The sequence below is a fragment of the Pseudomonas sp. YuFO20 genome, from assembly GCF_035064975.1.
Lineage (GTDB): Bacteria > Pseudomonadota > Gammaproteobacteria > Pseudomonadales > Pseudomonadaceae > Aquipseudomonas > Aquipseudomonas putida_AE.
Genome location: NZ_JAXDEO010000024.1, coordinates 20,756 through 42,472, shown reverse-complemented (window position 1 = coordinate 42,472; position 21,717 = coordinate 20,756). Strand labels below are relative to the sequence as shown.

Sequence of the window (21,717 nt, the reverse complement as noted above, 5' to 3'; positions counted from 1 at the left end):
TTGCATTGGCTATAACGAGACGTACGAGCTTCGGCTATCGAGTAAAAATAATTCTCATTCAGTTCAAGATGACCAGTGCCGGGAATTCCTGGAGCCGGGCCGATGTGATGTGCGCCAGGGAGCGGACCACGTCCAGCGGCTGGTCGAGACGGTAGTTTCCGGTCACGGCGACATCAGCCAGCTGCTCGTTGTTGTTGATGATCCAGCCCGGATAGTAGCGACGCAATTCCGCCAGCACCTGGCTCAGCGGGCAGTTTTCAAATACCAGGCGGCCCTGGACCCAGGCCAGGTCGGTGGCTGCATCCAGTTTGGCCGGGCGGTCGAAACCGTTGGGGCCGATGCGGATGCTTTCCCCAGCGGTCAGGCGTACCAGGGCGTTGTCGCCGCTGGCGCGCAAGTCGACATCCCCGCGCTGCACCCGAACCTGGGTCACTCCGTCGAGGTAACGCACGGCAAACGCGGTATCGCGGACACTCGCCGTAACTCGCCCGGCGTCGATTTCCAGCGGCAGGCCGCGATGGGGCTGCACGTCGAAAAACGCCTCGCCCTGATACAGGCGGGCCACGCGCTTCTGATCGTTGATGGTGCTGGAAAAGGCCGAGTTGGTGTTGAGCAGGACTTGCGAGCCGTCCTCCAGTTGCAGGCGCTGGCGCTCACCGACCACGGTCAGGTGATCGGCCTGCAGGCGCATGGGCAGATTGCTGAAACTGAACAAACCGAGGATCAGCACGGCGGCCGTGGCCAGGGGTTTCCAGTGCGGACGCAGGCGCGACAGCACGCTGACTTTTGTGGGCTGCGTTGCCAGGGTTTGCGCGCATTGGGTGACTGGCGCACCGTTCCAGATCGCCTGGGCCCTGGCAAACGCTTCGGCGTGCGCCGGGTCGGCCGCGAGCCATTGGTGGAACTGGCGGGTCTGTTCTTCGCTCGGGCTGTCCAGCACGATCAGCCAGTCCAGGGCCTGGTCCATCGCCTCGGCTGTAGCCTGCGCCGGGGCAGGCGAAGGGGCGCGGTGGGTGTCCGTCACGGTGTTTACTCGGAAGGTTGAGAGATGCAGTTTCAAGCTTCAAGCTACATGCTGCAAGCTCGGTTCGGCGGTGGAGCTTGCAGCTTAAAGCTTGCCGCTGCTGTTCTCTGCGACAGCCATACATATCGTCATGATCAGTTTCAGCTCTTTCTGCACGGTACTGAGCGAGACGCCGAGTTTCTCGGCGATCTCCAGGTAGCTATGGCCGTGCAGGCGGCTGAGGATGAAAATTTGCTGCTGGCGGGCACTGAGTTGACTGAGGCGCACGTTCAAACGCTCGAGCAGTTGTTCGGCATGGGCGGCGTCTTCGGCACTGCTGGCGGGGGCGGCGACGCTTTCCACCACCTCCAGTGGCACGTCGTCGACCATGGTGCGCGAGTGGATGCGCCGCGCACGCAGGTGGTCCAGCGCCAGGTTGCGGGCGGTCTGGAAAACGAAGGGTTCGAGGTGATCGATGGCCCGCTCGCCGAGCGCCCGGGTCACGCGCAGGTAGGTCTCCTGCAGGAGGTCTTCGGCGGTGCTGTGATTGTTGACCATCCGCTCCAGCGTGCGCAGCAGGGAGACTCGCTGGGTGATGAAGACGTCGTTGAAGCGCGATTGACTCACGGGAGGACCTGATCCATTTTAAGCAAATGATAATGCTTATCATCTACTTGAATGGTCAAGTCCTGATTTGTGAAGGTTTACGCACGACCCTGCAAATAGGTCGCGTAATCGGGAATCCGATGGGCGTGTGCCTGATCCATCAGCGGGCTGCTGAGCAGGTAGTCGGCGCTGCATTCGTTGCATGCCACCGGGATGTTCCAGACCGCCGCGACCCGCAGCAATGCCTTGATGTCGGGGTCGTGTGGCTGTGGTTCGAACGGGTCCCAGAAGAACACCAGCATGTCGACCCGCTGCTCGGCGATGCGCGCGCCGAGCTGTTGGTCACCGCCCAGGGGGCCGCTGATCATGCTCTCCACGGGCAGGTCCAGGCGTTGTTGCAACAACAACCCGGTGGTGCCGGTGGCGACCAGTTCATGTTGGGCCAGGCGGTCTTTCTGACGTGCCGCCCAGTCGAGCAAAAACACCTTGCAGTGGTCGTGGGCGACCAGGGCGATGCGTTTGCGCGCGGCGATGGTTTTTTGGGTGAAGCTGATACCGATCATGGAGTGTTCCACAGGCGATTTGCGAGGGTGATTCTGAGGACGCCATCGCCAGCAAGCCGGCTCCTACAAGGCGCGTCGTATGCGATTCCTGTAGGAGCCGGCTTGCTGGCGATGGCGATCATGCAGGCGCCGAATTATTCGGCGTGGCATAGCGCCAGGCAGTTATCGAGCATGCGGTTGGAGAAGCCCCATTCGTTGTCGTACCAGGCCAGCACCTTGAGCAGCTTGCCGCTGGACTTGGTGTGGTTGGCGTCGAAGATCGACGACAGCGGGTTGTGGTTGAAGTCGCTGGAAACCAGCGGCAAGGTGTTGTAGCCGAGGATTTTCGAGTGCTGGGCGGCTTGCTTGAGCAGTTCGTTGACTTCTTCCCTCGACGCTTCGCGCTTGAGCTGCACGGTCAGGTCGACCAGGGAGACGTTGATCACCGGCACGCGCACGGCCATGCCGGTCAGTTTGCCCGCCAGTTCCGGCAGCACCAGGCCGACCGCTTCGGCAGCACCGGTCTTGCTCGGGATCATGTTCTGGGTGGCCGAACGGGCGCGGTATGGGTCGCTGTGGTAGACGTCGGTCAGGTTCTGGTCGTTGGTGTAGGCATGGATGGTGGTCATCAGGCCGCTTTCGATGCCCAGTTCGCGGTGCAGTACCTGAGCCACCGGGGCCAGGCAGTTGGTGGTGCACGAGGCGTTGGAAATAATCTGGTGCGACTGGCGCAGAATGTCGTGGTTGACTCCATATACCACGGTGGCGTCGGCGCCTGCGGCCGGGGCCGAGATGATCACTTTGCGTGCGCCGGCCGTAATATGCGCGGCGGCTTTGGCGCGGTCGGTGAACAGACCGGTGCATTCGAACACCACATCGATCTTTTCCGCGGCCCAGGGCAGGTCGGCCGGATTGCGAATGGCGCTAACCGAAATGCGGTCGCCGTTGACGGTCAGACTTTCCTGGTCATGCTGGACATCGGCTTCGAACGTGCCGTGAACCGTGTCGTACTTGAGCAAGTGCGCATTGATAGCGCTGTCTCCCAGGTCGTTGATGGCGACGATCTGCAAATCCTGGCGATAGCCTTGGGTATAGAGTGCTCGGAGGACGTTACGACCAATGCGGCCAAAACCATTGATTGCGATTCGTAGAGTCATTTATCAGCGCCGCCGTCGTTTTGTTGTTGGAATTACAAGATTATTCGCAAAAAAATAGAAAACAAGCCTTTTTAATGGCAATATTTTATTCAATCTACAACGAGTGACCTGAATCAACTGGTCCAACCGATCAAGAAAACCGTCTGTCATCCCATCGACACCGGCCTTTGATCAGCATAGACAATCAGGTCGCCACATCCGTTAGCCTGGAGTTCTACACATGCATCCCCGCGTCCTTGAGGTCACCGAACGGCTTATCGCCCGCAGTCGCGCCACGCGTGAGGCTTACCTTGCACTGATTCGCGATGCCGCCAGCGACGGTCCTATGCGCGGCAAGCTGCAATGCGCCAACTTCGCCCACGGCGTGGCCGGTTGCGGCAGCGACGACAAGAACAGCCTGCGGATGATGAACTCCGCCAACATCGCAATTGTTTCGTCATATAACGACATGCTCTCGGCGCACCAGCCGTATGAAGTCTTCCCCGAACTGATCAAGAAGGCCCTGCGCGAAATCGGCTCCGTCGGCCAGTTCGCCGGCGGTACCCCGGCCATGTGCGATGGCGTGACCCAGGGCGAGCCGGGCATGGAGCTGAGCCTGCCGAGCCGCGAAGTCATCGCGCTGTCCACCGCCGTGGCGCTGTCCCACAACATGTTCGATGGCGCGCTGATGCTCGGCATCTGCGACAAGATCGTCCCGGGCCTGATGATGGGCGCGCTGCGCTTCGGCCACCTGCCGATGATCTTCGTCCCGGGCGGGCCGATGGTGTCGGGTATTTCCAACAAGCAGAAAGCCGACGTGCGCCAGCGCTACGCCGAAGGCAAAGCCAGCCGCGAAGAACTGCTGGAGTCGGAAATGAACTCCTACCACAGCCCCGGCACCTGCACCTTCTACGGCACCGCCAACACCAACCAGCTGTTGATGGAAGTCATGGGCCTGCACTTGCCGGGCGCTTCCTTCGTCAACCCGAACACGCCGTTGCGCGACGCCCTGACCCGCGAAGCGGCGCACCAGGTGACGCGCATCACCAAGCAGAACGGCGACTACCTGCCGATCGGCGAAATCGTCGACGAGCGTTCGCTGGTCAACTCCATCGTCGCCCTGCACGCCACTGGCGGCTCGACCAACCACACCTTGCACATGCCGGCGATCGCCATGGCGGCGGGCATCCAGCTGACCTGGCAGGACATGGCCGACCTCTCCGAGGTGGTGCCGACCCTGAGCCACGTCTACCCGAACGGCAAGGCCGACATCAACCACTTCCAGGCCGCGGGCGGCATGTCGTTCCTGATTCGCGAACTGCTGGACGCCGGGCTGCTCCACGAAAACGTCAACACCGTGCTCGGTCACGGCTTGCGCCGTTACACCATGGAGCCGTTCCTCGACAACGGTGAACTGGTCTGGCGCGAAGGCATCACCGAAAGCCTCGATGAAAGCATCCTGCGTCCGGTCGCCCGCGCATTCTCGCCAGAGGGCGGCTTGCGGGTGATGGAAGGCAACCTCGGTCGCGGCGTCATGAAAGTTTCCGCCGTAGCACTGGAAAACCAGATCGTCGAAGCGCCCGCCATGGTGTTCCAGGATCAGCAGGACCTGGCCGATGCGTTCAAGGCCGGTTTGCTGGAGAAGGATTTTGTCGCAGTGATGCGCTTCCAGGGCCCGCGTTCCAACGGCATGCCGGAACTGCACAAGATGACGCCGTTCCTTGGCGTGCTGCAGGATCGCGGCTTCAAGGTGGCCCTGGTGACCGACGGGCGCATGTCCGGTGCCTCGGGGAAAATCCCGGCGGCCATCCATGTCAGCCCCGAAGCTTATGTGGGCGGCGCTTTGGCACGGGTGCAAGAGGGCGATATCATCCGCGTCGATGGCGTCAAAGGCACCCTGGAGCTTAAGGTGGACGCCGAAGAATTTGCAGCGCGCACACCAGCCAAGGGTTTGTTGGGCAACAACATCGGCACCGGTCGCGAACTGTTTGGTTTCATGCGCATGGCCTTCAGCTCGGCGGAGCAGGGGGCCAGCGCCTTCACTTCTGCCCTGGAGACGCTTAATTGAAACTGGCTTTGGTCGGTGACATCGGAGGTACCAACGCACGTTTCGCGTTGTGGAAAAACCAGCAATTGGAAAGCGTCCAGGTGCTGGCGACGGCCGACCACGCCAGCCCGGAAGAGGCGATCAGCCTCTACCTGAGCGGACTCGGCTTGGCGCCGGGTTCCATCGGCTCGGTATGCCTGTCGGTGGCAGGCCCCGTGAGCGGCGACGAATTCAAATTCACCAACAATCACTGGCGTTTGAGCCGCAAGGGTTTCTGCAAGACCTTGCAGGTCGATCAGCTGCTGCTGGTCAACGATTTCTCGGCCATGGCCCTGGGCATGACCCGCCTGCAACCCGGCGAATTTCGCGTGGTGTGCGAAGGCACGCCGGAGCCGTTGCGCCCGGCGGTGGTGATTGGCCCGGGTACGGGGCTGGGCGTTGGCACGTTGCTCGATCTGGGCGACGGGCGTTTTGCCGCGTTGCCGGGGGAGGGCGGTCACGTCGATCTGCCGCTGAGCAGTCCGCGCGAGACTCAACTGTGGCAGCACATCTTCAACGAGATCGGCCATGTCAGCGCTGAAACGGCGTTGAGTGGCGGCGGCTTACCCCGAGTCTATCGGGCGATCTGTGCGGTGGATGGGCACACGCCGGTACTCGAAACCCCCGAGGCGATTACGGCAGCCGGGTTGGCGGGGGACCCGATTGCCCTGGAAGTGCTCGAACAATTCTGCTGCTGGCTCGGTCGCGTGGCCGGCAATAACGTACTGACCACCGGTGCGCGTGGTGGCGTGTTCATCGTTGGCGGGGTGATCCCGCGCTTCGCCGATTTCTTCCTCGAAAGTGGCTTCGCTCGATGCTTTGCCGACAAGGGCTGCATGAGCGATTACTTCAAGGGGATTCCGGTGTGGCTGGTGACGGCGCCGTATTCCGGGTTGATGGGGGCAGGGGTAGCACTGGAACAATCTATCCCAGTGTGAAATGCGATCAAAAATGTGGGAGCGGGCTTGCTCGCGAAAACGGTTTTACATTCAACACATTCGTTGACTGACACACCGCTTTCGCGAGCAAGCCCGCTCCCACAATTGTTTCTGTGGTGTTTGTAAAAATGGTGCTTAAGGCATAATCCGCCCAATTCAAATAACAAGGACGCCTTCCTGTGAGCTCAGTCAACAAGTCGATTTTGTTGGTCGATGACGATCAAGAGATACGCGAGTTGCTGGACACCTACCTGACCCGCGCGGGTTTCCAGGTGCGTACCACGCCCGATGGCGCCGGCTTTCGCCAGGCCCTCAACGACGCCCCCAGCGACCTGGTGATCCTCGACGTGATGCTGCCGGACGAAGACGGTTTCAGCCTGTGCCGCTGGATTCGCCAGCACCCGCGTCAGTCACAGGTGCCGATCATCATGCTCACCGCCAGCTCCGACGAGGCCGACCGGGTCATCGGCCTGGAGCTGGGGGCCGACGACTACCTGGGCAAGCCCTTCAGCCCCCGGGAATTGCAGGCACGCATCAAGGCCTTGCTGCGCCGGGCCCAGTTCGGCCAGGAGCGCTCCGGCAACGAAGTGCTGGCCTTCGATGACTGGCGCCTGGACATGGTCAGTCATCGCCTGTTCCACATCGATGGCGAAGAGGTGATTCTGTCCGGTGCCGATTTCGCCCTGTTGAAGCTGTTCCTCGATCACCCCCAGGAAATCCTCGACCGCGACACCATCGGCAACGCCACCCGGGGCCGGGACCTGATGCCCCTCGATCGCATCGTCGACATGGCGGTCAGTCGTCTGCGCCAGCGTCTGCGCGATACGGAAAAACCACCGCGGCTGATTCGCACCGTACGGGGCAGCGGCTATCAGCTGGCAGCCAGTGTGGTTGCCGCCAATGGTCACTGATTTCCTGCGCAAGTTGGCCGGCCGCGTGCCGGTGCCACGCTCGCTGCTCGGGCGCATGTTGCTGCTGACGTTACTCGCGGTGTTGTTTGCCCAGACCTTGTCCAGCGTGATCTGGGTTTCCCAGTTACGTGCGACCCAGCTGGAAGGCCTGGTCACCAGCGCGCGCAGCCTCGCTCACTCGATGAACGCCAGCGTCAGTTACCTGCGCTCGTTGCCGGTGGCCTATCGCCCGCTGGTGCTCGACCAGCTGCGCAGCATGGGCGGTACGCGGTTCGTGGTGACGCTCAATGACAAACCCCTGGGCATGGAAGTGTTGCCGATCACGCCCCGCAAGGAAGCGGTGATCAAGGCGGTGGACCAGGTGCTGCGCCAGTCCCTCGGCCAGGACACCGACATCTCGGTAACCTTTGTCAGCCCCGAAGACCTGCGCATCTTCAACGCTGGTCTCAAGCTCGACGAACTGCCACGTTCCTGGGCGCACTACGCGCTGACCCTGGAGCCGGTGAACCCGCCGGTGCTGGTCACGCAGATCCAGATGGCGCCGGGCGAATGGCTGTACATCGCCTCGCTGTTGCCGGAGCCCTACACCAGTCTTGAAGAACAAGGCCTGCCGGCGCAGCAGGTGTGGTTCATCGTCCTCACCAGCGGCTTCCTGCTGTTGTTCATCGGCCTGTTGGTGCACTGGCAAAGCCGGCCGCTCAAGCGCCTGGCGCGGGCGGCGCGGGACCTGTCGCTGGGCGCCGACGTCGAGCCGGTGGCCGAAGGCGGCGGCAGTGAAGTGGTCGAAGTCGGCCGCGCCTTCAACACCATGCGCGAGCGCATCAGCCGTTACCTGACCGAACGCAGCCAGTTGTTCAGCGCGATTTCCCACGACTTGCGCACCCCGATCACCCGTTTGCGCCTGCGAGTCGAATTGCTCGAAGACGAACAGCTGCAAGCCAAGTTCGGGCGTGACCTGGATGAGCTGGAGCTGCTGGTCAAGGGCGCGCTGCAATGTGTGAAAGACACTGACATCCACGAGAACATCGAGCCGGTGGACCTCAATCATGTGCTCGAGTGCCTGGTCGAGCCGTACCTGTCACCCAATGGTAACGGCCGCGTGACCCAGCAAGGCCGCGCCCTGGCGGCCTATCCGGGCAAACCACTGGCGCTCAAGCGTTGCATCGGCAACCTGATCGACAACGCCCTGAAATACGGCCAGAACGCCCACCTGCACATCGATGACGACGACAGCGCGTTTGTCCTGCATGTCGATGATGAAGGGCCAGGGGTTCCCGAGCAGCGACTGGAGCAGGTGTTCGAGCCGCACTTTCGTCTGGCCGGGCAGCAGCAGGGGTATGGGTTGGGGTTGGGGATTGCGCGCAATATTGCCCATAGTCATGGGGGTGAAGTGAGTTTGCAGAATTTGCGTGAGGGGGGGTTGCGGGTGACCCTGCAATTGCCCCGCAGTGTTGATTAGTAATACCGCGTTATCGTTCTTCGCGAGCAAGCCCGCTCCCACAGTTGGAATGCATTCCAACTGTGGGAGATTCTATGTTGCAGGGGAACCCTGCAGCCTTAAATCCGGCTGGTATTCGCTCTGGTTTTTCATGAGTGCAAATGCCACCCGGCACAGCTTGCGGGCGAGGATGACCAGGGCCTGGGTTTTTGCCAGGCCTCTGGCCAGATAGGACTCATAAAACGGTTTCCAGGTGGGAGACCGACAAGCCGCCATTGCCGCGTTGTGAGCCAGGCGTCGCAACTCCGTATCGCCTTTTTTGGACAGATGGCGAGGCCCGTTCTTCTTGCCTGAATCCTTTGCGCGCAAGTCCATCCCCAAAAAAGCAATGAACGCATCGCCGTTGGCGAAGTGACCACGCATGAATGCAGTCGCCAAGCCCGTAGCCGTAAGCTCACCGATCCCCTCAATGGCTTTGCAACGCCTGATGTTTTCGGTGATGCCTGCCTCTTTGCTGACTTTGTGCAGTAATTTCTGAATGGCCTGCTCAGCTTGCTTGAAGGACTTCAACTGCCGAGCCAATTCATCTTTCAGAAGCGGTTCGCTCGACCAGCTCAGCGTGATGCCCACACGCACGTTGATGAGTTCTGCGCGTCGATGCAGCAGACTTTTCAACACTTTGTAGGCCTGTGGAGGTGGACTCCAGAGACGCAGTCGTTCCTGCTCGCTAGACAGGTAACGCGCCAGCAGGCGCGCATCACACGGGTCGGTTTTCGCCCGCTGGCCAATGCTTTCGCGGTAGTGGCTCAGCCGATAAGCATCCACAACGTAAACCCGGTGCCCCATTTCGTGGGCCAGTTCAACCGTGTCCAAGTGGTAAATGCTGGTGGCTTCCAAAGCAATTGAGCTTTGCGCAGGCAGCGCTTTGAGCCAACGACCAAGAGTCTCCCGATCGTTGTTGACGGCTTCAGTGGTTTTTTTGTCTTCGCGGTAAGCGACGATTTCGGCCTTGGCCACATCAATGCCGATTACCGTTGGCGAGGTAAGGATTGTCATGACGAATCCTCGGGGCTAGGGTTTAAGGGCTTGTCGGGGTTTACCCTTGCGCTGGCTTGCCTCTATCGTCGGTTGGTTTACCGATGAATTCCTTATCGGCGCTTCGGGTAGAAAGGGCGGGACGAGAAGTCTCCCACGGTCCGTACTGGCTAGAGTCGGAATCGAGCTTTTAGTCCCGCCCACCCCTTCAAGTCTAAACATACAAGCGGGCTTGCTCGCGAAGGCGTCAGTGCATTCAACGCAATTTCAAAAGGGAAATGTCACAGCTTGGTGACATAACACGCCCCCTTCGTTACAAGCCCACCACCGCCCGTTGTTTAGACTGCCCCTCAGTCATAACAACAAAAAAGGCACCCCATGGACTCCTCTCAACCCGCCTTCAGCAGCTGGCTGAACGCACCGGCCCATCAGCAATGGCTCGCCGCCGAAGGCTTGCGCCTGCTGGCATTCGCCAAGGCATCAAGACTGCCTGAAGGCTTCGGCAATCTCGACGAAAAAGGTCGTCTCCCGGCCAACGCCCAAGCCCACACCATGAACACCGCGCGCATGACCCACTGCTTCGCCATGGCGCATATCCAGGGCCTGCCAGGATTTGCCGACCTGGTGGATCACGGCATCCAGGCCCTGCGCGGGCCGCTGCGCGATGCCGTGCACGGTGGCTGGTTCGCGCTCGCCCAACACCGTGACGGTAACACCGGCAAGAACGCCTACCTGCATGCCTTCGTGGCCCTGGCCGCGAGTTCCGCGGTGGTCGCGCAACGGCCCGGTGCGCAGGCCTTGCTCGATGACGCGATCGACATCATCGACAGTTGTTTCTGGAGCGAAGAAGAAGGTGCCATGCGCGAATCCTTCAATCGCGACTGGAGCGAGGAGGAGGCGTACCGCGGCGCCAACAGCAACATGCACGCCACCGAAGCTTTCCTCGCCCTGGCCGATGTCACCGACGACAAGCGCTGGTTAAACCGCGCCCAGCGCATCGTCGAGCGAGTGATTCATGGTCACGCCGCCGCCAATGACTATCTGGTGATCGAGCATTTCGACCGCGACTGGCAACCGCTGCGCGAGTACAACCACGACAACCCGGCCGATGGTTTTCGCCCCTACGGCACCACGCCGGGACACGGTTTCGAATGGGCTCGATTGCTCTTGCATCTCGAGGCTGCGCGAGTACGCGCCGGCATGCTCACCCCAGGCTGGCTGGCCACCGACGCGCAAAAACTCTTCGAGCACAACTGCCGCCACGGCTGGAACATCGACGGCGCGCCGGGCCTGGTCTACACCCTCGACTGGGACAACAAGGCGGTGGTTCGCCATCGCCTGCACTGGACCCATTGCGAAGCCAGCGCCGCCGCCAGTGCCTTGCTCAAGCGCACCGGCGATGCGCAATACGAATACTGGTACCGACTGTTCTGGGAATTCTGTGACAGTCATTTCATCGACCGATGCGATGGCAGTTGGCATCACGAACTCGACCCCTTGAACCGCCCAAGTGCCGATATCTGGCCCGGAAAACCCGACCTCTATCACGCCTGGCAGGCGGTGCTGATCCCGCGCCTGCCGCTGGCGCCGAGCATGGCCAATGCGCTGGCAGCATTGTCCCAGAGCGGTTCTGTGTAACCATGCGGTGACATTCGCGCGTCCCTTCGTTACCTGCGAAGGGCCGTCCCCTGTTTAAAATCCTCTGCAGCGCAAGCACCAGACTTGCATGCATAACAACAAGAAAGGTACTTCTCGATGAATGCGATTTCTCGCCTCGCTACTGTCATTTCCCTCGTCTCCCTGTCTGCGCTCCCGCTCAGTGTGCTTGCCGCCGAATCCAAAGGTTCCGTGGAAGTCGTTCACTGGTGGACCTCCGGTGGCGAAAAGGCAGCGGTCGATGTGCTCAAGGCTCAAGTCGAAAAAGACGGCTTCACCTGGAAGGACGGCGCAGTCGCCGGTGGCGGCGGTGCGACGGCCATGACCGTGCTGAAAAGCCGTGCCGTAGCGGGTAACCCGCCGGGCGTTGCCCAGATCAAGGGCCCGGACATTCAGGAGTGGGCGTCGACCGGTCTGCTCGACACCGACGTCCTCAAGGACGTTGCCAAAGAAGAGAAGTGGGACAGCCTGCTCGACAAGAAAGTCTCCGATACCGTGAAGTACGAAGGTGATTACGTGGCCGTGCCGGTGAACATCCACCGGGTGAACTGGCTGTGGATCAACCCCGAAGTCTTCAAGAAAGCCGGTATCACCAAGAACCCGACCACCCTCGAAGAATTCTACGCGGCAGGCGACAAGCTCAAGGCTGCCGGCTTCATTGCGCTCGCCCACGGCGGCCAGCCTTGGCAGGACAGCACCGTGTTCGAAGCCGTTGTGCTTTCGGTCATGGGTGTCGATGGTTACAAGAAAGCCCTGGTTGATCTCGACAATGGCGCGCTGACCGGTCCGGAAATGGTCAAGGCGCTGACCGAACTGAAGAAAGTAGCGACCTACATGGACGCCGACGGCAAAGGTCAGGACTGGAACCTGGAAGCGGCCAAGGTCATCAACGGCAAGGCCGGCATGCAGATCATGGGTGACTGGGCCAAGTCCGAGTGGACCGCCGCCAAGAAGGTCGCCGGCAAGGACTACGAGTGCGTAGCGTTCCCGGGTACCGACAAGGCCTTCACCTACAACATCGACTCGCTGGCAGTGTTCAAGCAAAAAGACAAAGGCACTGCAGCCGGTCAGCAGGACATCGCCAAAGTCGTATTGGGTGAGAACTTCCAGAAAGTCTTCAGCATCAACAAGGGCTCGATCCCGGTGCGCAACGACATGCTGGCGGACATGGGCAAGTACGGTTTCGATGCGTGCGCCCAGACCGCGGCCAAGGACTTCCTGACTGACGCCAAGTCCGGCGGCCTGCAACCGAGCATGGCGCACAACATGGCGACCACGCTGGCGGTACAGGGTGCGTTCTTCGACGTAGTGACCAACTACATCAACGACCCGAAAGCCGACCCGGCTGATGCGGCCAAAAAACTCGGCGCGGCGGTTCAGTCGGCCAAGTAACCCTTAGCACCGCAGGCCCCTCCTGTGGGAGCGGGCTTGCTCGCGAAGGCGTCGCTTCAGTTGATACATGTTTCGCCTGACACACCGCTTTCGCGAGCAAGCCCGCTCCCACAAGGGAATGCCCTTGTAATCTTTATTGTGGATTTCCCCATGAGTTCTGTTGCTGTGTTCAGCAAGGCCTCGCCGTTCGATGCATTGCAACGCTGGCTGCCAAAACTGGTGCTGGCGCCGAGCATGTTCATCGTGCTGGTGGGCTTCTATGGCTACATCCTGTGGACGTTCGTTCTGTCGTTCACCACATCGACCTTCCTGCCCAACTACAAGTGGGCGGGTCTGGCGCAATATGCGCGGCTGTTCGACAACGACCGCTGGTGGGTGGCGAGCAAGAACCTGGCACTGTTCGGTGGCATGTTCATCGGCATCACCCTGGTGATCGGCGTGCTGCTGGCGGTTTTCCTCGACCAGCGCATCCGTCGAGAAGGCTTCATCCGCACCATTTACCTGTACCCGATGGCGCTCTCGATGATCGTCACCGGTACTGCATGGAAATGGCTGCTCAACCCGGGCATGGGCCTGGACAAATTGTTGCGTGACTGGGGCTGGGAAGGCTTCCGCCTGGACTGGCTGATCGACCCGGATCGCGTGGTCTATTGCCTGGTGATTGCCGCTGTCTGGCAAGCCTCGGGCTTCATCATGGCGATGTTCCTCGCCGGCCTGCGCGGCGTTGATCAATCGATCATCCGTGCCGCGCAGATCGATGGGGCGAGCATGCCGCGCATCTACTGGAAAGTGGTGCTGCCAAGCCTGCGCCCGGTGTTCTTCAGCGCGGTGATGATCCTAGCGCACATCGCGATCAAGAGTTTCGACCTGGTGGCGGCGATGACCGCCGGTGGCCCGGGCTACTCCTCGGACCTGCCAGCGATGTTCATGTACTCCTTCACCTTCAGTCGCGGCCAGATGGGCATGGGTTCGGCCAGTGCGATTCTGATGCTCGGTGCGATTCTCGCAATCATCGTGCCTTACCTGTACTCCGAGCTGAGGACCAAGCGTCATGACTAGTCTCGCTGCCAAACCTGCCATCAGCTTGAGTCGCATCGCGATCTACGCCGTGCTGATCCTCGCCGTGATGCTCTACCTGATTCCGCTGGTGGTCATGCTGTTGACCAGTTTCAAGACCCCGGAAGACATCAGCACCGGCAACCTGCTGAGCTGGCCGACCGTGGTCAGCGGCATCGGCTGGGTCAAGGCCTGGGCCACGGTTGACGGTTATTTCTGGAACTCGATCAAGATCACCGTTCCGGCGGTGCTGATCTCCACGGCCATCGGTGCCTTGAACGGCTACGTGCTGTCGATGTGGCGTTTCCGTGGTTCGCAGCTGTTTTTCGGCCTGTTGCTGTTCGGTTGCTTCCTGCCGTTCCAGACCGTCCTGCTGCCGGCCTCGTTCACCCTCGGCAAGATGGGCCTGGCGAGCACCACTACGGGCCTGGTGTTCGTGCACGTGGTCTATGGCCTGGCGTTCACCACGCTGTTCTTCCGTAACTACTACATCAGCATTCCCGATGCGCTGGTGAAAGCGGCACGCCTCGACGGCGCGGGTTTCTTCACCATCTTTCGCCGGATCATCCTGCCGATGTCGACGCCGATCATCATGGTCTGCCTGATCTGGCAGTTCACTCAGATCTGGAACGACTTCCTGTTCGGGGTGGTGTTCTCCAGCGGGGATTCACAACCGATCACGGTGGCGCTGAACAACTTGGTCAACACCAGTACCGGGGCCAAGGAATACAACGTTGATATGGCAGCGGCGATGATCGCCGGGCTGCCGACCCTGCTGGTCTATGTGGTCGCAGGCAAGTATTTCGTGCGCGGGCTGACGGCCGGCGCAGTCAAGGGGTAATCATGGCTACGCTCGAACTTCGCAATGTAAACAAGACCTATGGCGCCGGCCTGCCGGACACCCTGAAGAACATCGAACTGTCGATCAAGGACGGTGAGTTCCTGATCCTTGTCGGCCCGTCGGGCTGCGGCAAGTCGACCCTGATGAATTGCATCGCCGGTCTCGAGACCATCACCGGCGGCGCAATCATGATCGGCGACCAGGACGTCAGCGGCATGAGCCCCAAGGATCGCGACATCGCCATGGTGTTCCAGTCCTACGCGCTGTACCCGACCATGAGCGTGCGCGAGAACATAGAGTTCGGCCTGAAAATCCGCAAGATGAGCCAGTCGGCCATCGATGAGGAAGTCACTCGCGTCGCCAAGTTGTTGCAGATCGAACACCTGCTCAATCGCAAGCCCGGCCAGCTCTCCGGTGGTCAGCAACAGCGTGTGGCGATGGGCCGTGCCCTGGCGCGGCGGCCGAAGATCTATCTGTTCGACGAACCGCTGTCCAACCTCGACGCCAAGCTGCGGGTCGAGATGCGCACCGAAATGAAACTGATGCACCAGCGCCTCAAAACCACCACGGTGTACGTGACCCACGACCAGATCGAGGCCATGACCCTGGGGGACAAAGTGGCGGTGATGAAGGACGGGATCATCCAGCAGTTCGGCACGCCGAAGGATATCTACAACAACCCGGCCAACCTGTTCGTGGCGAGCTTCATCGGTTCGCCGCCGATGAACTTCATCCCTCTGCGTTTGCAGCGCAAGGACGGTCGCCTGCTGGCGCTGCTCGACAGCGGCCAGGCCCGTTGCGAGCTGCCGCTGGGCATGCAGGACGCCGGGCTCGAAGACCGCGAAGTGATCCTTGGCATGCGCCCTGAGCAGATCGTACTGGCCAGCGGCGAGCCCAATGGCTTGCCGAGCATTCGCGCCGAAGTCCAGGTCACCGAACCGACGGGGCCGGACACCCTGGTGTTCGTCAACCTCAACGACACCAAGGTCTGCTGCCGCCTGGCGCCCGATGTTGCGCCGCAGGTTGGCGAGACCCTGACGTTGCAATTCGATCCGGCGAAAGTGCTGCTGTTCGATGCCAAGACAGGTGAGCGGCTGGGGGTGGCTGGCTTGCCGAAAACCGAAGCTCACGCCGCCAACGTGGGCCAATTCAAAGGCCGCTGAAGATCAAAAAATGTGGGAGCGGGGTCGTGTGGGAGCTGGCCCTGCCGGCGATGCGGACAACTCGGTTTAACCTCGAACCGAGTTGACGCTATCGCCGGCAGGCCAGCTCCCACAAAAGCCCGCTCCCACAGGGGATGTAACCGCGTTAGATAAAAACAGTTAATAACAATAAGACGAGGATGTAGGGATGAAGAAGAACAACAACGCTCAGCTTATCTGCCAGTTATCGGCGATTGCGGCAATGATGCTGGCCGGTAGCGTGCACGCGGCTGATGCGTTCAGTGCCGATTCCGAATGGATGACGGGCGATTGGGGTGGTGAGCGGACCAGGCTGATCGAGCAGGGCATCGACATCAAGATGGACTACGTCGGTGAAGTGGGCGGCAACCTCGACGGCGGTTTCAACGATGACAAGACCGCACGCTACAGTGACCAGTTCGGCCTGGGGGCGGCGCTGGACCTGGAGAAACTGTTCGGCTGGGACAACACCCAGGCCAAGATCCAGCTCACCAACCGTAACGGTGAGAACATCTCCAACGACCGTATCGGCGACCCGCGTGCCGGCACCTTGAGTTCCTCCCAGGAAGTCTACGGCCGTGGGCACATGGTCCGGCTGACCCAACTGTGGATCAAGCATCAGTTCTTCGACAATAAACTCGACATCAAGGCCGGTTACTTCGGTGAAGGTGAAGACTTCAACACCTTCCCCTGCGAATTCCAGAACCTGGCGTTCTGCGGCTCCCAGGTGGGCAACTGGGCCACCAACATCTGGTACAACTGGCCGGTCAGCCAGGCGGCGATCCGCGTGAAGTACAACTTCTCGCCCGAGTGGTATGCGCAGATCGGTGCGTATAACCAGAACCCGAGCCAACTGGAGCACGGCAACGGCTTCAAGCTCAGCGGCAGCGGTACCGAAGGCACCGTCCTGCCGGTGGAACTGGTGTGGTTGCCCAACCCAGGCAAGTTGCCGGGCGAATACCGTGTTGGTTACTACAAAAGCACCGCCAGCGCCGATGACGTGCTTGAAGATGACAACGGCAACAACGCGGCCACCAGCGGCAACGCCTATCGCAGCCACAGCAGCAAGCACGGCTACTGGTTCGTGGCGCAACAGCAACTCACCAGCCATAACGGTGACGCGACCCGCGGCCTGAACATCGCCGCCAACGCGACGTTCCACGACAAGGACACCAACATCGTCGACAACTACCAGTCGCTGATGTTCGTCTACAAAGGCCCGTTCGATGCACGTCCGAAGGATGACATGGGGATCGGTTTCGCCCGCATCCATGTCAACGATGACGTGAAGAAAAACGCCGAGCTGGTCAACGCCTCCAATGGTGTCAGCGATTACAACGATCCGCTGTTCTCGCCGCTGCGCGACACCGAATACAACTACGAGCTCAACTACGGCTTCCACGTGACCAACTGGCTGACCGTGCGTCCCAACCTGCAATACATCACTCACCCGGGCGGTGTGGATGAAGTCGATGACGCTTTGGTCGCCGGCCTGAAAATTCAGTCGGTGTTCTAACGCGACTGCGATAAGCTCCTCTCCATGTGCGCATTTTGCGGACGGCCAAGGCTGTCCGCTTTTTTTTGCCGGCGGCGCACCCCGGTAACAGACGATTTTCAGGACCGTGGCACATGCTTGAGCATCCGCTACAACGCTTCTTCAAATCCTTGCGCGAACGGCCGGTGTTTGCCTGGGAGCGCTATCAGAAGCGCGACGTGCTGGTGATCGATCATCCGCTGTGTCAGGCGGTGTTCAGTCGCCAGGGTGCGCAGTTGCTGCACTTCCAGCCCAAGGGCCAGAAACCCTGGCTGTGGTGCGCGGCGAAGTGGCCGCAGGTCGGGGCCATTCGCGGAGGCGTGCCGGTGTGCTGGCCATGGTACGGCCGTCATCCGAGTGAAAACGCCTGGCCGTCCCACGGTTGGGCGCGTTTGCTCGACTGGAAACTGATCGACAGCAGCAACGATGACGATGGCGTGCGCCTGCACTGGCAGCTGGAGCTGTGCGACTGGCAGGTAGACCTGCATGCGCACCTGGGGGAACGCATGGATTTGCGCCTGAGCACCGAGCATCAGGACGACATGCCGTGCCAGTTGAGCCAGGCTTTGCACGCTTACTGGCGTATTGGTGATGTCGGTGAGGTAGCGCTGTCTGGGCTCGATGGCGCGCAAGGTTACGACCAGTTGAACCGACAGATTTGCCAGCAGGAAGGCGAGTTGCGCGTCGAAGGCGGCTGCCAGCGGGTGTTCCAGCATGACGGTGAGTTACAGCTTAACGATCACGCCTGGGAGCGGGCGTTGTGCATCGATACGGGCGCCAGCGCCGACACGGTTGTGTGGCATCCGGGTTCGCGGCCGTTGCTGGGGGTGAGTTGGAGCGAGATATCCGAATTCGTTTGTGTAGAGGCGGCGAGTGGCGGCACCGACAGCCTGTGCCTGAAGCCTGGGGAGCGGGCGCATTTGAGTTTGCAGGCGCGGGTGGGGGTTTAGCTCTGGATATTGCGGTGTCTCGGCTGGCCCTATCGCTGGCAAGCCAGCTCCTACAGTGTCCGCGTCGAGCACAAAAACTGCGACCGCCGCTTAACCTGTAGGAGCTGGCTTGCCAGCGATGAGGCCGGACCGGTCAGCCGGGATTTCGGATCAGTTGAACTCGTCGCCCACCGGATACCGGCTGGCATTCAAGCTCTCCTTGATCTTGCGCAAATGCGGCTGGAAATCCACCCCGCGCCTCAAGGTCATGCCAGTGGCGAGCACATCGAGCACGGTCAGCTGGATGATCCGCGAAGTCATCGGCATGTAGATGTCGGTGTCTTCCGGCAGCGGAATGTTCAGGCTCAAGGTGCTGGCCTTGGCCAAGGGCGAGTTCTCTGCAGTCAGGCCCAGCACCGAGGCGCCATTCTCCCGGGCAATGCGCGCCACTTCCACCAGTTCGCGGGTGCGGCCGGTGTAGGAAATGATCACGAACAACTCGCCGGTATGCGCCACCGAGGCAATCATGCGCTGCATCAGCACATCGGCATGGGCGGTCACGGCCAGGTTGAAGCGGAAGAACTTGTGCTGCGCATCCAGCGCCACCGGGGCCGAGGCGCCGAGGCCGAAGAAGTGGATCTGCCGGGCCTGGATCAACAGATCGACGGCGCGGCTGATCAAGTTCGGGTCCAGCGCCTGCAGGGCACTGTCCAGGGAGGCGATGGCGCTGCCGAAAATCTTCTTGGTATAGGCTTCAGGGTTGTCATCCGCCTCGACCGCACGGCTGACATAGGCCGCGCCACTGGCCAGGCTCTGGGCCAACTGAAGCTTGAGCTCGGGGTAACCGCTGACGCCGAACGAACGGCAGAAACGGTTGACCGTCGGTTCACTGACGGACGCCGCCTGGGCGAGGGCGGCGATGCTGAAGCGGGTGGCCTGCTGCGGGTTGAGCAGGATCACCTCGGCCACTTTGCGTTCGGCCTTGTTCAGCTCTTCAAGGCGACTCTGGATTTGCTCCAGTAAATTTCGCACGCGGTCCATATAAGTATCCTTTACACCTGCGCCGATAAGCGCGCGGCTAATGCAAAAAGGGCCTTTGGTGTGGCCCATAACGGTGGCCTATCCTACTGATGGCTCCGACTGACCACCACACGGAATCTGTATTTTGCGAAAATGTTGTGGTTATTACTACATTTTCCCTTGAGTGATGCCTTGAAAAAAGGTATTTGTAGCTTAACTTGATAAAAGAACAAACATCATGCCTTCGATTACGGTTGAACCGTGCACCTTCGCCTTGTTCGGCGCCTTGGGCGATCTGGCCCTGCGCAAGCTGTTTCCTGCCCTTTATCAACTCGATGGCGCAGGCCTCTTGCACGAGGACACGCGGGTCATCGCGCTGGCCCGGGAGCCTGGCAGCGAACAGGAGCACCTGGCGTTCATTACGTCCGAGCTGCGCCGCTACGTCGGTGCCAAGGAGCTGGACGAAGCCGTGCTTGAGCGCTTCCTCGCACGCCTGAGCTACCTGCACGTCGACTTCCTCAAGTCCGAAGACTACGTGGCCCTGGCTGAAGTGGCCGGCAGCGCGCAACGGGTCATCGCCTATTTCGCCACACCGGCAGCCGTCTACGGGGCGATCTGCGAGAACCTGGCCAAGGTCGGCCTGGCGGAAAACACCCGCGTGGTACTGGAAAAACCCATCGGTTCGGACCTCGAATCCTCGCGCAAGGTCAATGACGCCGTGGCGCAGTTCTTCCCGGAGAACCGCACCTATCGTATCGACCACTACCTGGGCAAAGAGACCGTCCAGAACCTGATCGCCCTGCGTTTTGCCAACAGCCTGTTCGAAACCCAGTGGAACCAGAACTACATCTCCCACGTGGAAATCACCGTGGCCGAGAAGGTTGGTATCGAAGGGCGCTGGGGTTACTTCGACAAGGCCGGCCAGCTGCGGGACATGATCCAGAACCACCTGCTGCAACTGCTCTGCCTGATCGCCATGGACCCGCCGGCCGACCTGTCCGCCGACAGCATCCGCGACGAGAAGGTCAAAGTGCTCAAGGCGCTGGCACCGATCAGCCCGGAAGGCCTGACCACCCAGGTGGTGCGTGGCCAGTACATCGCCGGCTACAGCGAAGGCAAACCGGTGCCCGGATACCTGGAAGAACCCAATTCCAACACCCAGAGCGACACCGAGACGTTCGTCGCCCTGCGTGCCGACATTCGCAACTGGCGCTGGGCCGGCGTGCCGTTTTACCTGCGTACCGGCAAACGCATGCCGCAGAAGCTGTCGCAGATCGTCATCCACTTCAAGGAACCGTCGCACTACATCTTCGCTCCCGAGCAGCGCCTGCAGATCAGCAACAAGCTGATTATCCGCCTGCAACCGGACGAAGGCATTTCCTTGCGGGTGATGACCAAGGAACAAGGCCTGGACAAGGGCATGCAGCTGCGCAGCGGTCCGTTGCAGCTGAATTTTTCCGACACCTGGCGCAGCGCACGGATTCCCGATGCCTACGAGCGGTTGTTGCTGGAAGTGATGCGCGGCAATCAGAACCTGTTTGTCCGTAAAGATGAAATCGAAGCCGCGTGGAAGTGGTGTGACCAGTTGATCGCCGGGTGGAAAAAATCCGGTGATGCGCCCAAGCCGTACGCGGCCGGGTCCTGGGGACCGATGAGCTCCATTGCTCTGATCACGCGGGATGGGAGGTCGTGGTATGGCGATATCTGATTTGAAACTGCCGCAGGGCGTCAGCGCCCATGCGTTCAAGAGCCCGGTGCTGCTGGCTGAAAGCCTGGCGCTGAATGTGGCCAAGCACCTGAGCGATGCCATTGAAGCCCAGGGCACGGCGACCCTGGTGGTCTCCGGTGGCCGCAGCCCGGTGGCGTTTTTCCAGCACCTGGCCAAGCAGGCGCTGGACTGGTCGAACGTGGTGGTCAGCCTCGCCGATGAACGCTGGGTGCCGGTAGAGCACGCCGACAGCAATGCCGGCCTGCTGAAGAAATATCTGTTGCAAGGGCCAGCGGCCAAGGCTCAGTTCCTGAGCCTGTACAGCGCCAGCGCCAACCTTGAACAAGCCGCCGATCACGCCGACCGTTTGCTTTCCGAGCTGCCGGTGATCGACGTGCTGGTGCTGGGCATGGGCGATGACGGCCACACCGCGTCGCTGTTCCCCGGCAGCCCGAACCTGGCCGAAGCCTTGAAGGCTGACGGCAGCCGTCGTTGTTACCCGATGCTGGCACCCACCGTGCCGCGTCAGCGCCTGACCATGAGTCGTGCGCTGCTGGCCTCGGCCAAACACAAGATTCTGTCGATTTCCGGTCAGTCCAAGCTGACCACCCTGGATACCGCACTGGCCGGTGACGATGTCGCCGCACTGCCGATTCGCGCGTTTTTGCAACCCACGTTAGAGATTTACTGGTGCCCATGAGCCAA

At 60.8% G+C, this 21,717-nt stretch carries 19 protein-coding genes; 13 read left to right on the top strand and 6 right to left on the bottom strand.

From position 1 onward, the window contains the following. Positions 1-58 precede the first annotated feature (58 nt). The 4 genes from SOP85_RS15340 to gap all read right to left on the bottom strand — a co-directional run bounded on the left by SOP85_RS15340 (position 59) and on the right by gap (position 3,308). Positions 59-1,024 (bottom strand): FecR family protein, encoded by a 966-nt coding sequence (locus SOP85_RS15340; protein WP_323607245.1) that lies wholly within the window; start codon positions 1,022-1,024, stop codon positions 59-61. A gap of 84 nt (positions 1,025-1,108) precedes the next feature. Continuing rightward, the gene (locus tag SOP85_RS15335; RefSeq protein ID WP_274073376.1) at positions 1,109-1,630 is read right to left on the bottom strand and encodes an RNA polymerase sigma factor; all 522 of its coding nucleotides are present in this window, start codon (positions 1,628-1,630) and stop codon (positions 1,109-1,111) included. Positions 1,631-1,707: 77 nt separating this feature from the next. After that, positions 1,708-2,172 carry a methylglyoxal synthase gene (locus tag SOP85_RS15330; protein ID WP_323627392.1) on the bottom strand — a complete coding sequence of 155 codons (465 nt, stop codon included), beginning with the start codon at positions 2,170-2,172 and terminating at the stop codon, positions 1,708-1,710. 134 nt (positions 2,173-2,306) lie between these two features. Continuing rightward, positions 2,307-3,308, bottom strand: a complete 1,002-nt coding sequence (gene gap / locus SOP85_RS15325; RefSeq protein WP_323627391.1) for a type I glyceraldehyde-3-phosphate dehydrogenase — start codon at positions 3,306-3,308, stop codon at positions 2,307-2,309. 220 nt (positions 3,309-3,528) lie between these two features. On the opposite strand from gap, the gene edd reads away from it, so the two are divergent. From edd to SOP85_RS15305, 4 genes are all read left to right on the top strand, one after another. Then, positions 3,529-5,355 carry a phosphogluconate dehydratase gene (gene edd, locus SOP85_RS15320; protein WP_008056761.1) on the top strand — a complete coding sequence of 609 codons (1,827 nt, stop codon included), beginning with the start codon at positions 3,529-3,531 and terminating at the stop codon, positions 5,353-5,355. Then, positions 5,352-6,311 (top strand): glucokinase, encoded by a 960-nt coding sequence (locus SOP85_RS15315; RefSeq protein WP_323627389.1) that lies wholly within the window; start codon positions 5,352-5,354, stop codon positions 6,309-6,311. Before edd ends, SOP85_RS15315 begins: the two co-directional genes overlap by 4 nt. A gap of 179 nt (positions 6,312-6,490) precedes the next feature. After that, positions 6,491-7,222, top strand: a complete 732-nt coding sequence (locus SOP85_RS15310) for a response regulator (RefSeq protein WP_274073380.1) — start codon at positions 6,491-6,493, stop codon at positions 7,220-7,222. After that, entirely contained in the window at positions 7,212-8,681 is a 1,470-nt protein-coding gene (locus SOP85_RS15305; RefSeq protein WP_323627388.1) for an ATP-binding protein, read from the top strand. The genes SOP85_RS15310 and SOP85_RS15305 overlap by 11 nt, the downstream gene beginning before the upstream one ends. Positions 8,682-8,753: 72 nt before the next feature. On the opposite strand, the gene SOP85_RS15300 is transcribed toward SOP85_RS15305, so the two are convergent. Next, positions 8,754-9,716, bottom strand: coding sequence for a transposase (locus SOP85_RS15300; protein ID WP_323627387.1), 963 nt, complete (start codon positions 9,714-9,716; stop codon positions 8,754-8,756). 357 nt (positions 9,717-10,073) lie between these two features. Between SOP85_RS15300 and SOP85_RS15295 the strand changes: the two genes are divergently transcribed. The 7 genes from SOP85_RS15295 (at position 10,074) to SOP85_RS15265 (ending at position 18,305) form a co-directional block, all read left to right on the top strand. Next, positions 10,074-11,333 carry a D-mannose isomerase gene (locus SOP85_RS15295; RefSeq protein WP_323627386.1) on the top strand — a complete coding sequence of 420 codons (1,260 nt, stop codon included), beginning with the start codon at positions 10,074-10,076 and terminating at the stop codon, positions 11,331-11,333. A 117-nt stretch (positions 11,334-11,450) separates the two neighbouring features. Beyond that, the gene (locus tag SOP85_RS15290; RefSeq protein ID WP_274073383.1) at positions 11,451-12,743 is read left to right on the top strand and encodes an ABC transporter substrate-binding protein; all 1,293 of its coding nucleotides are present in this window, start codon (positions 11,451-11,453) and stop codon (positions 12,741-12,743) included. A gap of 150 nt (positions 12,744-12,893) precedes the next feature. Further along, on the top strand, positions 12,894-13,802 hold the full coding sequence (locus tag SOP85_RS15285) for a carbohydrate ABC transporter permease (protein ID WP_034149180.1): 909 nt from the start codon (positions 12,894-12,896) through the stop codon (positions 13,800-13,802). Beyond that, the gene (locus SOP85_RS15280) at positions 13,795-14,640 is read left to right on the top strand and encodes a carbohydrate ABC transporter permease (RefSeq protein ID WP_047532453.1); all 846 of its coding nucleotides are present in this window, start codon (positions 13,795-13,797) and stop codon (positions 14,638-14,640) included. The genes SOP85_RS15285 and SOP85_RS15280 overlap by 8 nt, the downstream gene beginning before the upstream one ends. 2 nt (positions 14,641-14,642) lie before the next feature. After that, positions 14,643-15,803: an ABC transporter ATP-binding protein gene (locus tag SOP85_RS15275; RefSeq protein ID WP_323627385.1), complete on the top strand. Its 1,161-nt coding sequence runs from the start codon at positions 14,643-14,645 to the stop codon at positions 15,801-15,803. 187 nt (positions 15,804-15,990) lie between these two features. Beyond that, positions 15,991-17,337 carry a carbohydrate porin gene (locus SOP85_RS15270; RefSeq protein WP_274073385.1) on the top strand — a complete coding sequence of 449 codons (1,347 nt, stop codon included), beginning with the start codon at positions 15,991-15,993 and terminating at the stop codon, positions 17,335-17,337. A gap of 113 nt (positions 17,338-17,450) precedes the next feature. Beyond that, positions 17,451-18,305, top strand: a complete 855-nt coding sequence (locus SOP85_RS15265; protein WP_323607239.1) for a D-hexose-6-phosphate mutarotase — start codon at positions 17,451-17,453, stop codon at positions 18,303-18,305. Positions 18,306-18,455: 150 nt separating this feature from the next. Here SOP85_RS15265 and SOP85_RS15260 read toward each other — a convergent pair whose 3' ends face one another. Next, entirely contained in the window at positions 18,456-19,316 is an 861-nt protein-coding gene (locus tag SOP85_RS15260) for a MurR/RpiR family transcriptional regulator (protein ID WP_173668879.1), read from the bottom strand. Positions 19,317-19,542: 226 nt separating this feature from the next. On the opposite strand from SOP85_RS15260, the gene zwf reads away from it, so the two are divergent. Together zwf and pgl are read left to right on the top strand one after the other, a co-directional pair. Further along, a complete protein-coding gene (gene zwf, locus SOP85_RS15255; protein WP_274073387.1) occupies positions 19,543-21,012 on the top strand; it encodes a glucose-6-phosphate dehydrogenase in 1,470 nt (489 codons plus the stop codon). After that, a complete protein-coding gene (gene pgl, locus SOP85_RS15250) occupies positions 20,999-21,712 on the top strand; it encodes a 6-phosphogluconolactonase (protein WP_323627384.1) in 714 nt (237 codons plus the stop codon). The genes zwf and pgl overlap by 14 nt, the downstream gene beginning before the upstream one ends. Positions 21,713-21,717: the final 5 nt, after the last annotated feature.

What these genes read in the sequence shown, in the direction of transcription:
- SOP85_RS15330 (WP_323627392.1), bottom strand. Translation starts at nt 2,172, where the DNA reads ATGATCGGTATCAGCTTCACCCAAAAAACCATCGCCGCGCGCAAACGC.
- gap (WP_323627391.1), bottom strand. Translation starts at nt 3,308, where the DNA reads ATGACTCTACGAATCGCAATCAATGGTTTTGGCCGCATTGGTCGTAAC.
- edd (WP_008056761.1), top strand. Translation starts at nt 3,529, where the DNA reads ATGCATCCCCGCGTCCTTGAGGTCACCGAACGGCTTATCGCCCGCAGT.
- SOP85_RS15305 (WP_323627388.1), top strand. Translation starts at nt 7,212, where the DNA reads ATGGTCACTGATTTCCTGCGCAAGTTGGCCGGCCGCGTGCCGGTGCCA.
- SOP85_RS15300 (WP_323627387.1), bottom strand. Translation starts at nt 9,716, where the DNA reads ATGACAATCCTTACCTCGCCAACGGTAATCGGCATTGATGTGGCCAAG.
- SOP85_RS15295 (WP_323627386.1), top strand. Translation starts at nt 10,074, where the DNA reads ATGGACTCCTCTCAACCCGCCTTCAGCAGCTGGCTGAACGCACCGGCC.
- SOP85_RS15290 (WP_274073383.1), top strand. Translation starts at nt 11,451, where the DNA reads ATGAATGCGATTTCTCGCCTCGCTACTGTCATTTCCCTCGTCTCCCTG.
- SOP85_RS15285 (WP_034149180.1), top strand. Translation starts at nt 12,894, where the DNA reads ATGAGTTCTGTTGCTGTGTTCAGCAAGGCCTCGCCGTTCGATGCATTG.
- SOP85_RS15280 (WP_047532453.1), top strand. Translation starts at nt 13,795, where the DNA reads ATGACTAGTCTCGCTGCCAAACCTGCCATCAGCTTGAGTCGCATCGCG.
- SOP85_RS15275 (WP_323627385.1), top strand. Translation starts at nt 14,643, where the DNA reads ATGGCTACGCTCGAACTTCGCAATGTAAACAAGACCTATGGCGCCGGC.
- SOP85_RS15270 (WP_274073385.1), top strand. Translation starts at nt 15,991, where the DNA reads ATGAAGAAGAACAACAACGCTCAGCTTATCTGCCAGTTATCGGCGATT.
- SOP85_RS15265 (WP_323607239.1), top strand. Translation starts at nt 17,451, where the DNA reads ATGCTTGAGCATCCGCTACAACGCTTCTTCAAATCCTTGCGCGAACGG.
- zwf (WP_274073387.1), top strand. Translation starts at nt 19,543, where the DNA reads ATGCCTTCGATTACGGTTGAACCGTGCACCTTCGCCTTGTTCGGCGCC.
- pgl (WP_323627384.1), top strand. Translation starts at nt 20,999, where the DNA reads ATGGCGATATCTGATTTGAAACTGCCGCAGGGCGTCAGCGCCCATGCG.